An 11,797-nucleotide genomic window follows, 5' to 3' on the forward strand; every position below is an offset into this window, starting at 1 on the left:
GAATAAGAATTTTATCATGTAAGGAACAAAACAATGCAAAAAGCAAGAATCAAACTGGTCTGCGCTGAGATTGACAGCATCAATCAAGTGTGCGACTACATTCGGGGCATTGCTGAAAAGACCGGCGTACAAATGCGCGGTCCCATTCCACTGCCGACGAAGAGGCTCAAGCTCACGACCAGAAAGAGCCCCTGTGGCAACGGCAAGGCAACCTGGGAGCGCTATGAAATGCGTGTCCACAAGCGGCTGATTGATTTGGGGCTTGATGAACGTGCGCTTCGCCTTGTGATGCGTGTGCCGATTCCCGAAGGCCTGAATATTGAGATAGAAATGATTGAGAATTAATTCTTCATAACTTTCTTGACTTTTTCAAAAAAAGCAATAACATTTGTCGGCATTGATTTTACTAATCCTTCTTTGTACACTTCATAATCCATCTTCGCCATCTGTTCACCTTTCATCGCCTCTTCATACATCGACAATTCTTCAATAAGCCGGTGTTTGCGAATGAGCCGAACAATGAGGTCAGCTTGTTGAACAACATTATCTCTAAAGTGCGGTATGTGCTCATTTTCTTTTCTGTGTTTGAATTGCTTCAGCACTAATTCTTGCAATACTTTTAATGCTGTCGTCATTCGTTTGATGTGGTTGGGCAACTCTTCCGGTTTTTCCTCGTATACGCTTTTAATCGTACACGTTGCTGTTGTTATCTCAATGGTTTCAAACCCGTAGAGTTTCCCGACGACACTCTGTATTTTCGAGAGTGTTTTCGCGTTGGAGAATCGGGCAACGATACGGTCGTATCCCCCCCGATATAATTCGCGTATTTTTTCTTCTGCTCCTTCGACAATCGTTATTTCCGCTGTTTTTTCTTCAGCAGGCGCGCTACTTAGAATCAGTTCCTGTCCTTCTTCGCGCACATCAACTTGATTTCCTGGGGTGAGGCCGTGAGTGTGTACCCACGATGCCGGAATCGTGACCGTCAGTGCATTATCTCCTTGCTTGACCAGTTTTCTCTTCATGAGGTAGGACCGTGTTTTTGTTGTTCGCGTTGTCAGTACACGTTCATGCCGCTTCCAGTGTTGTCTGAAGGTGGAATGGCACGCTCGCGTGCACTTTCGGCTTGAACCCTTTGCCAAAATAGCAAAAGTCAATAGTTTTCTGCATCTCCATCACCTCAATGATTAATCTTGTTCTGTAGCGTAACTTATATATAAATGTTTTGTTTTTATATTTATTATATTATAAAATGGAGTACTTATATAAGTCTCATAGTGGGCGCCGCGGCATTAATCGGTGTGTCGTACGTAAAATTTATATACTATAACCACTATATCTGCTATAGAATGACCACCACAACCATCCAACTCAGCAAAGAAACCAAAGCAGCCATAAGCACTTTTGGCGGGAAAGAAGATACGTACGATGATATTGTCAAACGGATGTACGATCTCGCTGTCAAAGAACAATTGCGCGAACTTCTTTTTTCGTCTGAAAACACTATAACCCTTGCCGAAGCCCGTAAACGGCATGCTGAACGATGGCACAAATAGAAATTGTAGAAAGCCTCTTTGAAGAAATAGAAAAAACGTTTAAACAAGACGCTGACCGTGTTTTTGATTTGATCGAGGAGCTTGAAGAAAATCCTCACAAAGGAAAACTTCTGGGAACCGTTGGCGGCATCGTCATCAAAGAATTAAAATATAACACTTTCCGATTCTACTTTATTGTCGATGGATTTAAACTTAGATGTATCCAACAGGAAGAATTAACCGACATCCTTCTCAAATTTGTCAGAATGTCTGATAAAAAACATCAACAACAAACCATTGGCGAAATTAAGCATATTCTTAGAACAATCGGTGTAGGCGGGTTTGTGTAATCCTCATTTTCTCTTCCTTAAGAAATCTGCCAGCGGTATTCCTGCATGCGCGGATCAACCGGGCCTCTGCGAGAGTCAGTATTGACATAACACGTCCGGTCATGGCCGTAGTGCGCAACCGCTTTCCACAAGACTAATTCAACCTCACCTTTGTTCAGCGGCCGTTTTATTTTTCTTGTTTTTTCCTTTTCAGTCACTTCCTCAAGTATCATTGTTCGTCCGCGAAGAACGTTGTAGACTTTCTCGACGAGAAATGGTGTGGGGAGCGGGAAGGGCATATCCATAAATCCGCGTTTTTTCTCCTGTTTTGCCACCGCCATGTGCGCTGCGACAACATGGGGACAAAATACGTGCTCGCCAGTTCGCCGCCGATAACTGAAATAGTATAAGTTCTCTTCACATCCATGCCCGTACGCATGCTCGTCAGTCCAGACGACATGGCGCTGCTCGCTGTTCGGCAGCGGGACGGATTGAAGGCGAAAGAGATACGGTGTTGTTCGTGAGCGTGAAGGAACTTCAACAATATAAAATGCCCCTTGTGTTGGCGCTGTTTTAGTGTCAGCGTAGGCGTTGACGTCGATGCGATCAGGCGAGCGCTTGTGCCGGGTATCGGCGTATACAAAAAGTTTCACTCCTTCAATCGCATCAACCAGATGCACTTTTCGCTTGGTTCTGGTGCGGATGCCGGTCCAGACCAAGCCGCAGTAGTCAACATGTTCATCAAGGCCAGCAAATTTTTCTCTGCGAAGCTTGACTTCTGATGTCTGTTGGGCAAGCGCCTCTCTGATTGAGCGGGGAACGCGCAGGTTAACTTCCTCTCCATACTTCAAGAAAACACGCCATGGTTCAAGTGCAAGTTCCCACTCCTCGTGTGGTTGAACATTTTCCGGCAGAAGTGCTCCTTGAATCAGCACCGCACGATTGTCGGGGTCTTCTGCACAGCGGGCAACTGCTTCGAGCACGCTGTCTCTTGTTGCCTCAATTACCGTCCTGCTGCCTATACTATCCCTGACTGTGCTCGGACGGTTGAAAAATGCTTCTCGCTGTTCTTCTTCGCGGCGGGTGAGTTTGGAAGGTGTCATTTATTGTGGTGGAACATGAGTGATTTATAAACCTGTTGAAAATAACAGAAAAATAATAATAGCCCCGCGCGGATTTGAACCGCGGTCCTCAGGACCAGAGCCTGATATCCTTGGCCACTAGACGACGGGGCTGTATGAATCGTTGTGAGAGGTTTCTTTATAAAAATTGCGCTTCAAAGTCTTATTTTACTTGAACTTCTCTCGGCCGTTTCAGAAATGGAAGGTTTGCCATAAGCTGCTCAACAACTGGCTTGACTGCAGGCGAATATCCCTGCACGCGCAGCATGCCGAGCGGTTCAGGCACCGTAACTGCAACGCCGTGCAAGAGATATGCTCGCTCATGGAAATGCGGCCAGTGCGGCTCTTCGTGCGGATGAATTCGTTGTGCCCTTTTGTCTAAATAAGCGACCGCAGCAACATAATCATCTACCGTGAGTCCTTTTCCAATGCTGCAGTTAATTCTGACGGTTGTTTGTTGGTCACCATACTGGCGAAAACTATCATCTCCGACTTGTGTGAATTCAACAATATTGTCTCCTTCTTCGCGGATTTGCGGATCGTCAGTTGCTCTTGGTCCCGTGCTGCGTTGTATTGTCCGTGCTGGCTCTGCAGTTGGGGTGAGTTGCTGTGCAATTCCCGATGCTCCATAGTCGCGTACTCTACTTCTCAGAACATACCAGTGACCAAGCGTTACTGTGCCGGCAATTACACCTATCATCACCGAAGTAAGTGCCATTTCAGTAAGTATCTCAAGACTTTGTTGGTCAACCATACCCCTGAAAAATCACTCATCTCTATTTAAGGTTTTTTATTCTGGAACGGCTTTTCTGCTGTCCGTTGGCTTGATTCATCCCTCCTAATTCCTATATAAACCTCCCCGAAACGTTTATAAACATCGTCGCTCGGCTCGAACCTATGCTTACTTTTGCTGCAGCTCGGCTTGGGCGTTTGCCTGTTGTTGAATGTCGATATCCACTTCGTGCAAACCATGAACCCATGAAGGGGTTTGATAGGATCTATCTGCACAATACCTACAAACATAGTGACCTGTCAGACCTTTTGGCATTTTCTCTTGGGCGTGGCTTTGCAGGCATCGGCTACCATTTTGCCATTCATCCTGACGGAACAATTTATTCCACGCGCCCACTGGATGTGCAGGGCGCGCACACGCTCGGTAAAAACCAGCACAGTGTTGGCGTGGTGCTTTTGCATGCCGATAAATGCGCTTCGTCATCGCCGGCGCTTGCTGCTTTTTATGCGCTTCGGTCAGAATTATCAAGCCGAGCAGGCATCTCTCTTCCGGTGTTGTCCCACACCTTTGGCCAATTTGAACATCTGAACGATTTAATTGAACGCTACAATGGATTGGTTGGCACGTCAGGCATGCCGTTGTCGGATGTCGGTATGGATGTGTGTGACCATGGCCCTTTTTCTGTTGCACGCGAAGCAATCAGCAGAGCAATCGACGCGCAGTTTCAGCGTGGCGTACAACGTGCTTTTGCTGAACCATTTCAGCGTGTTGTTTCCATGTTTCACTTATTAAAACTCTGTCCGGGCCCCTCGTATCTCCGCGTTATGGAAGCAGGGCAGCGCTACAGCGGTGGAAATGATGGCAGATAAACCAAAGAGGCCTCGTCGCCAGTCTCTTTTTCAACGCATTCAGGATGACCTATCTCTTGATTTTTCAGGTTTCTCTTCTGCTGACTCAAGTCGTTTTTCCGGATATCAGCAAAGAGTGGGTTATACCTACACTCCTTCCCAATCGCTACTGGAACAACTTTCTCGTGCTGAACTGCAGCGCGAGTTTGGTGACATGATTCCAGAAACACTTGGTGAAAAACTTGCAGAAAAAGTGCGGAGCTATGAATCCACTCTTGACATGTACATCAGCGTGAGCTTTTACGATCTTACTGGGCGCGTTCCTTCTTTTTCTATTTCTGGCGACCGTATGGGTTGGTCAGCATCAACTATCAAAGTTCCCGTCATGATTGCCGTGTTTCACGCTATCGACCAAGGAACACTCGACCTCACTGATAAACTGGTGGTTGATCATCGATATTCTCTTGAAAGTTATGACGCAGTAACTAACATAAAACTCGGAACAGCAGTCTCTGTCTATGACCTGCTCGATCTCATGATTAGTGCTTCAGATAATGAAGCGACCAACATGCTTGCTCATCATGTGACCCTTCCGTACATTAATGCGCTTATGCAGGAGCTTGGTGCCACTCGCACCATGATGGGCCATCTTCTAAGCGCGAATGTGCCGCGAACGCGTACCGAGTGGAACCCCGATGGGAGCAACCCGACAACAGCAAACAATCTCACGCTGCTCATGGCGCGGATTTATGAGCTGACTGCTGCTTCACCAGCCAGTTGTCTGCAGATGCAGAGGATTCTTGAACAAAATAGTTCTTCCCCGTTAGGCACCTACCTACCTATCGGCACCATCATCGGTAGCAAGATGGGATCTATCACCGACTCTCGTGATGGCGACGATCTTCTTGTTACTGGCGTCATTGACCAACGGTATGCGCTGACCATCATGTGTAACCGCATTGGCCAGCACAAGAGAAATTCTGTGCTAACTGAGGTTCATACTGCTGTTCCCGTGGAACCATCACCAATCGACATTGCGTATCTCCAATTGCAGGGTGTGCTTGATGAATTTCATCGTCAACATTCATTGCCTTTTGTGTTTAATGTCGAAGTACATCCACAACCATTGCTTCCGGCGGTGAGCAGTGCTGGAAGCGTTATGAATGTTATTTCAAGAATAGTGTATGATGTGTACTATCACGGCATGATGCGGGGTTTTGACCGATGACCGAACCAGTCTACGTCGGAATTGAAAACGAGTTTCAGATTATGGACACGTCTACTCAATCCTATCGTCAACTTACTTCCGGACCTGATTTTTTTTGGAGAGATCTACTAAAAAGATATAAGCAGCCTCACTTTAGAAAAAGTCCGACGTCTATCAGAACACGCGTTGGCTCTGGCATTTACATTGATGGGGAAGATCCTGAAGTATGCACGCCACCTGTGCGGGTTGAACAGGGGTTTGCCACAAAGGCAGCAGCAGCATTGTACGCTGGCAGAAAAGAACTTCTCGATTTGCTTTCGTCAGAGCCCGCCGCGCGTCTTGTTGGTTTTTCAACGCACTGGAATATTTCTGTTCCTTCCATCGACAATGGCAGTGCTGACAGTTCGTCTCACATGAAATCATACGTTGTTCCTTATTCTCTTTTCACCTTAAACCCGCTCTCGGTGGGAACTAATCTTCGCCTGAAACAGAACAATCGGCAGGACGGCCCAGTAGTCCGCTGGGAACTGTTAGGAGACTACATTGAAGACATGGATCAGATTATTTCATTTTTACTCTTGTACGCTGCAAGTGTTTTTAGTACAGGGAACGGCGGAAAAATGCCCCTTCAATCTGGTGAGTTTCCTCTCATTGACCTAAAATATGCACATCCTGTTCTTGACGGCAGGCATACTAAGGTCACTGCATTTCTTCATGGTACATTTACCACCATCACTGCCCAAACATATCTTGAATTAACGTATGACTATCTGAAACCAGTTATTCTCAAGCTTGGCACGCCAGAAGAAGTGGCCACGCTTGAAGATTTTGTGCAGGGAAAACGAACACTTGATATGGACCGGTTCAGGCGGTTTGCAGTGCAGTATTCATATAAAGGAGCAGACCTGAAACTTGCGTATGACCCACTTTTTTGTCTCGATGCAAAAGCGTATGCAGAAGAAAAAAAACTGCCGCCGCTCGCCGCGTTTCTTGGTTCAGTCGTCGAGCAACAGCGTGTGCACGAAATGAGTTCATGGGATGCCATCACCATTAGTGATGCTTCTGGCCGGGCAATTTCGCTTTTATCTCTGCCTGCTATGGATGTTATCGCAGAAACCCTCCCACGCCTGAAGCCCGTACAACAAAAAAGATTAGTTTCGGCTCTTACTGACCAATACGATTCTGTGGTTCATGAGGATATACTTGAACTTCCCAATTCTCTTGCAACTGATGTAACAATCCCCCAAAGAGATCGTAAAGTATTGTCAAAAGAACTTTCACGCGCTGTCAGGGCGGTTTTTGAGCCAGCTGTTTCGTTGAAATCACCACTCTCATTTCCCATCCGGAATCTTGATGATTTTATTGAACATGAGCATCCTCCGTACGATTCTTCTGCAGATGCCTCTCTCCCTGAAGGCTATTCTCCTTCAGACTCACAACGCCAAGTGAGCTGGCGTCGGGCGTGGCATGCGTCAAAACTTTCACGTTCCAACTATCTTGCCGTAGGTGTTGTTGGAGCTGTTGCCGCCCTTGTCATAGGAGTTATATCCTACATTGATTATATTCATCCCACTGTCCTTGCTGAACAAAAAAAAGTTGAAACAACGTCTGCCCCTGGGGATGTAAATAAATAGGTACTGCCCATGGAAAAAAAAATTGGCTCAATCATCGAAAGCTTGCTCGGGAGCTTACAAAAGATTAGAGAGCATAACAAACTGGTTGCTGCTCGTGAAACTAAACTGGCATCACGATTTAAGTTCTATCGTGCATGGGGTTCTGTCCTGCTTTCCACAGCTCTTGCATCTACCATTATCTACAGTTCTTGCCATCCTCGTGCGGTGCGCCAGCGGAAATTAAACGAAGCAATAGCAAACGTCGAGGTGGGAAATTACGAGACTGCAGAACGTTTGTTTGATGAAACAAAAAAGGAGCAAGGAGTCGGTGCTCTTGAGGTACTTCTCTCAAAAACTACTATGACTGCACAAATTAATACCTATTTTCAACGGCACTGTAGTTGGCAAGATAATCTAACTGTTCGGTTAGTTGCTGGCTCTGACTTTAGTACTCCCATCCAACCAGTTGTTGTTCCCCCGTACAGCAGCCCCCTTCTTGTAGTGGGGCACGTTGACGGATTGTTTTCAGTTTTTAACAATTATGGCTCCAGTTCAACCTATTTAATGCGCTTTTCTGGTTTGATTTCAGCAGGCACCGCCGCAGTGCTGGCAACAACTGATCATGGTATTTATCGGATTGAACTTTCTTATGCGCAGGAAGAAAACTCGCCTAAAATCACCTTGACTCCTCTTTTCTCGTCTAATGAAAAAATAAGCGAAGTGCGCCGCTACGCCTATAATGGCAACACTGCTTATTTCTTCATGACTGAACAAGGCAACGTTCGCGGTATTTCAGAAACAGGCGAACCGCTTTATTCGAGTGACAATAAACCCCCAAAGATCCTACTGCCCCCGGTAGTGATTGACCAAGTACGGGGGCCGAGTGTTGTGCTTAGTTATTCCGATAATAAATTCGTTCTTTCATCTGAATTAAGCGAACCGACGATGAAAGCTCTTCAAGAACTAACAATCTCCGTTCATCCCTCTGCAGTTGGTGATTTTGATGGCAATGGAAAACGCGAAGCAGTTTTGTTCAGCGACCGAGGAACGTACCTTCTTGATGGTGAGCGTGGATTGGTACAGCTTCCGGGAAATGATTATACCCTCCAAAACAAGTTGCACATTTCTGTTGCTGATGCTAACCATGATGGAATTGATGATCTTCTTATTGGCCGTGAAGACAGCAGTGATACTGGCCTGTATGTATTTCCGGGTGACGAGTATTTGCCGCTTCGTTACCGTTTTCGTTTGACGTCTGATGAGCCGGGTGCACCTGCAAGCGTACTGTGGATTGGTGCGCAGACGGTGATTGCATATCCTGACCATGAGTGGACAAATCACGCTCGTTTTATGGATGCGCGCGGCAATCCACTTTTCTCATTCGCTGCAGACACTCCGGATTATCACTCTCTTTTTGAAGCACAGTTCGAAGGCAGACTTTATTTGGGAGTGGCATTATCTTCATCGGTTGGATTTATCCCCCATTGTTTCATTGAACCAAATATCCCCCCTCATCTTTCATTAGCAGAGAACAATGGCCGGAATGCAAAATGAGCCCGCCCCTTTACGTCGGCATTGAAAACGAATTTCAGGCATTTGATGCGTTAAAATGGAGTCCAGAGCCGCTTGATTTTAAAACTCTGTGGCCGGGCCTTCTCAAAAAATATCCACCTACCTATCACAAACTATCAGATACTGCGATTCGCACGCGCATGGGTAATGGCATGTATGTGGATGAGCACGATCCAGAAATCTGTACACCGCCGGTGCGCGTCCAGCCGGGATTTACCCAGCAGGCCTATGACACGCTCTATCTTGCACGGCGGGAATTACTCCGATTTATTTATTCTGATCAAGATATCCGTGTTATTGGCCATTCTACCCACTGGAATATGAGCAATCCGGGCGGCACTGATTATAGCGCTGACCATTTCGGCTTTGAGCTTTTTTACGCACTTGCTGTTCCCTATGCCCTTTTTATGCTCACGCCCCATTCAGTCGGGAGCAATGTCCGCGTTAAAAACAATGGCTCACGAATTGAACTGCTCGGTGATTATATCGAATCGGAAGACCAAATAAAAGCATTCCTTCTCTTCTCGGTGAGCAGTGCAGTGTATTTTCATGAGCATGGATTAAAATCGCTGCCTCTGTCTCTTGGCATGCGCACTCTTTTTAAGAATCGAGAAAATGACGAATCACAGTATTACCCTAATCTTGTGCACGATGGAAGATACACCGATGTTCCGGTTGTTGCGCATCGCCATAAAAAAAGTATCACTGCGCAAACCTATCTTGAAGCAGTATTTCATTTTTTTAAAAAAAGGCAGGCATTTATTGGGACACCTGAAGAAATACAAAATCTCGAAGACTTTGTGACCGGCAGAAAAAAGCTGGAGATTGACGACTTCAAGGAGCATGCAGTTCGGACTTCCTATAAACACGGCGGTGAACTAAGTTTCAGCCCTTCTTTTGCACTTGATCCTTGGGCATATCACGATGAACGCCCGCTTCCGACCGTGCTGGCTGATTTTTTAGGCGACCTTGCACAGCCCCATGGCGGAAGCGAATCTGGCCCGTACCTTCCTTCTTCTGTGCAGGTTGAAAGACTCGCATGGGATTATGTAAAATTTCGGTATGCTTCCTCTCGCCATAGCACTGGCTATTTTGAAGCCAACGGCGTGGGCTCTATTGATATGCTTGCCGAATTTCTTCTGCGCACGCCGAGAAACCAACGCACGCAAATCTTTCGCTGGAATAACCGCGCTCTTGCACAGCCCGCTCTTGCAGGGTTTTTAAAAAATCTAAAAGAAATATATCCCAGTCCTCATGAAAGAAGGACTTTCTATAACCTTTCAGGCCCTGCGTTTGAGCGGCTGTGTGCAGCGTATGAACAAGTCTATGCTTCTCTTCCTCCTAACATACAGCCAGCATCTCCTTCACCGCCTGCCTCTTTTTTAGGTCAGCTCACAAAACTCGAGCGGAAAAATCGTGCAGCTCTCGAGCGTGATCCCCTTCTTAGTTTTGAAGAATACTGCAAATCTCACAAAAAAAGAAAAGATAGAAAATAATTACGGGTAGGTGGCCACTCGAATCTCAAATTATCCCGTGAGAAATTCGTGTCGGCACTGGTGCAAATGCATGTCGAACAAAATCATCGTTAAATGCCTTTGGCGCTTTTCCTGTTTTTGCATAGGTGTACAATGCCGTGGTAAAGATGCCGTTGAGGCTTGAACTAATGATGCCTAAGAGTACCCAATATAAAACAACAAACGGAAGCGAGATTAGCACCAGCAAACCCGACTTTAAGATAATGCCTGCAGCAATGGGAATAACACCCAGCAGCCCAAGTATCATGAAAAAGAATCCCATTGAAAATTGGCCAATAACATTCTCTCCCCATGTTTTTTTGAAAAGATGCCCTGACTGTTTAATGGATTGAATGACGCTTACATTTTCAAAGATCATGACCGGCACAACAAAAAAGGTAAGCAGGCTCCATGCCATGCCAACGAGTGCCACAGCGATTTTGCCGAGCATGTTTGATCTTTCTGAAATCATCTGCAAAACTATTCCAACGGTCGCTGAGATAAGGGCCCAGACAAAAATTCTGCCGATATGTTTTGCTGCATTTCGAATGCCGTCGCTGAATGTTGGATTGCCGCCATGCAGCCTGATATGCGCGCAGGTAATAAGCCCTGTATTAAAAAAGATGACAATAAAATAGCTGATGAGGTAATAGCCAAACAATCCAAGATAGTACATACTGGAATGTTGTGGGGGCGCACCGCCACTCATAAAGAAGAGCGGTATCATAAAGGAAAAAAATAATGCGACGGTCAATATCATTGAAATCAGCGGAAAGAGCATGATTTCTTTATCGTGCTTCAGAACAGCATAGCTCTGTTGAACAAGGGCAAGGCCACGGGTAAATCGGCTGAACATATGGGTAAAAATGAAGAACTAATATAAAAACCTTTATAATATACCTGAATGAACTAAATGCCATTGCCGCAGTCGCATAAACAGGTCAATCTTTTTGCGCTGATGCGCAAAAAGCTGCACACGACGAACGTTTTCGCCTCCGGCGAAAACAGCGCTCCGCGCAAAACGACGAAAAACTTAAAAACCCTACACCAAGTCACATTCCTATTGCCGACGTCGCATAATCCGGTATTGCGCTGGTCTTGAAAACCAGTTTCCGAAAGGATATCTCGGTTCAAATCCGAGCGTCGGCGTATTATTTTTTTCTTTGGCATTCATGCTATCAGAACAGGTCAAATGGATTGTTTCAGCCGTTCCTCAAATTCTTTTCGCAGTTGGCGGTGTTCTTTTTCTCTTTTTTTCCAGTTTTTATTTTTGAGTACACCAAAAAATCGGAGAATGTGCTCTGGTTTAGCGCTTTTCATAACAACAT

At 45.9% G+C, this 11,797-nt stretch carries 14 protein-coding genes and 2 tRNA genes; 10 read left to right on the plus strand and 6 right to left on the minus strand.

The window, feature by feature from the left end:
- Positions 1-33: 33 nt before the first annotated feature.
- On the plus strand, positions 34-345 hold the full coding sequence (rpsJ, locus tag Q7R76_00180; protein MDO8641996.1) for a 30S ribosomal protein S10: 312 nt from the start codon (positions 34-36) through the stop codon (positions 343-345).
- Here the strand turns inward: rpsJ and Q7R76_00185 are convergent.
- Positions 342-1,022 carry a hypothetical protein gene (locus tag Q7R76_00185; protein ID MDO8641997.1) on the minus strand — a complete coding sequence of 227 codons (681 nt, stop codon included), beginning with the start codon at positions 1,020-1,022 and terminating at the stop codon, positions 342-344. The genes rpsJ and Q7R76_00185 overlap by 4 nt on opposite strands.
- Positions 1,023-1,346: 324 nt before the next feature.
- Here Q7R76_00185 and Q7R76_00190 point away from each other — a divergent pair, with 324 nt between their 5' ends.
- Both Q7R76_00190 and Q7R76_00195 read left to right on the plus strand, forming a co-directional pair.
- Entirely contained in the window at positions 1,347-1,553 is a 207-nt protein-coding gene (locus tag Q7R76_00190) for a hypothetical protein (GenBank protein MDO8641998.1), read from the plus strand.
- On the plus strand, positions 1,541-1,882 hold the full coding sequence (locus Q7R76_00195) for a hypothetical protein (protein ID MDO8641999.1): 342 nt from the start codon (positions 1,541-1,543) through the stop codon (positions 1,880-1,882). Before Q7R76_00190 ends, Q7R76_00195 begins: the two co-directional genes overlap by 13 nt.
- 17 nt (positions 1,883-1,899) lie before the next feature.
- Here the strand turns inward: Q7R76_00195 and Q7R76_00200 are convergent, their stop codons facing one another.
- The 3 genes from Q7R76_00200 to Q7R76_00210 form a co-directional block, all read right to left on the minus strand.
- Positions 1,900-2,964 carry a hypothetical protein gene (locus Q7R76_00200; GenBank protein MDO8642000.1) on the minus strand — a complete coding sequence of 355 codons (1,065 nt, stop codon included), beginning with the start codon at positions 2,962-2,964 and terminating at the stop codon, positions 1,900-1,902.
- 59 nt (positions 2,965-3,023) lie between these two features.
- Positions 3,024-3,096: transfer RNA gene (locus Q7R76_00205), tRNA-Gln, on the minus strand.
- A gap of 49 nt (positions 3,097-3,145) precedes the next feature.
- Positions 3,146-3,736 carry a hypothetical protein gene (locus Q7R76_00210; GenBank protein MDO8642001.1) on the minus strand — a complete coding sequence of 197 codons (591 nt, stop codon included), beginning with the start codon at positions 3,734-3,736 and terminating at the stop codon, positions 3,146-3,148.
- Between the two features lie 143 nt (positions 3,737-3,879).
- On the opposite strand from Q7R76_00210, the gene Q7R76_00215 reads away from it, so the two are divergent.
- The 5 genes from Q7R76_00215 to Q7R76_00235 are packed head-to-tail and all read left to right on the plus strand — an operon-like array spanning position 3,880 to position 10,451.
- Complete coding sequence (locus Q7R76_00215) at positions 3,880-4,584, plus strand: peptidoglycan recognition family protein (protein ID MDO8642002.1); 705 nt, start codon at positions 3,880-3,882, stop codon at positions 4,582-4,584.
- Positions 4,574-5,791, plus strand: a complete 1,218-nt coding sequence (locus Q7R76_00220) for a serine hydrolase (GenBank protein MDO8642003.1) — start codon at positions 4,574-4,576, stop codon at positions 5,789-5,791. Before Q7R76_00215 ends, Q7R76_00220 begins: the two co-directional genes overlap by 11 nt.
- Positions 5,788-7,404, plus strand: coding sequence for a hypothetical protein (locus Q7R76_00225; GenBank protein ID MDO8642004.1), 1,617 nt, complete (start codon positions 5,788-5,790; stop codon positions 7,402-7,404). The genes Q7R76_00220 and Q7R76_00225 overlap by 4 nt, the downstream gene beginning before the upstream one ends.
- Before the next feature lie 9 nt (positions 7,405-7,413).
- Positions 7,414-8,937 (plus strand): VCBS repeat-containing protein, encoded by a 1,524-nt coding sequence (locus tag Q7R76_00230; GenBank protein MDO8642005.1) that lies wholly within the window; start codon positions 7,414-7,416, stop codon positions 8,935-8,937.
- Positions 8,934-10,451 carry a hypothetical protein gene (locus Q7R76_00235; GenBank protein ID MDO8642006.1) on the plus strand — a complete coding sequence of 506 codons (1,518 nt, stop codon included), beginning with the start codon at positions 8,934-8,936 and terminating at the stop codon, positions 10,449-10,451. Before Q7R76_00230 ends, Q7R76_00235 begins: the two co-directional genes overlap by 4 nt.
- A 25-nt stretch (positions 10,452-10,476) precedes the next feature.
- On the opposite strand, the gene Q7R76_00240 is transcribed toward Q7R76_00235, so the two are convergent.
- Positions 10,477-11,325 (minus strand): DUF6159 family protein, encoded by an 849-nt coding sequence (locus tag Q7R76_00240; GenBank protein ID MDO8642007.1) that lies wholly within the window; start codon positions 11,323-11,325, stop codon positions 10,477-10,479.
- Between the two features lie 57 nt (positions 11,326-11,382).
- Here Q7R76_00240 and Q7R76_00245 point away from each other — a divergent pair, with 57 nt between their 5' ends.
- Positions 11,383-11,571 (plus strand): hypothetical protein, encoded by a 189-nt coding sequence (locus Q7R76_00245; protein MDO8642008.1) that lies wholly within the window; start codon positions 11,383-11,385, stop codon positions 11,569-11,571.
- Positions 11,535-11,618, plus strand: a tRNA-Ser gene (locus tag Q7R76_00250). Before Q7R76_00245 ends, Q7R76_00250 begins: the two co-directional genes overlap by 37 nt.
- A 39-nt stretch (positions 11,619-11,657) precedes the next feature.
- Here the strand turns inward: Q7R76_00250 and Q7R76_00255 are convergent.
- Positions 11,658-11,789, minus strand: coding sequence for a hypothetical protein (locus tag Q7R76_00255; protein MDO8642009.1), 132 nt, complete (start codon positions 11,787-11,789; stop codon positions 11,658-11,660).
- Between the last annotated feature and the right edge of the window lie 8 nt (positions 11,790-11,797).

Source organism: Candidatus Woesearchaeota archaeon, from assembly GCA_030651375.1.
GTDB lineage: Archaea > Nanobdellota > Nanobdellia > Woesearchaeales > UBA12501 > JAUSFM01.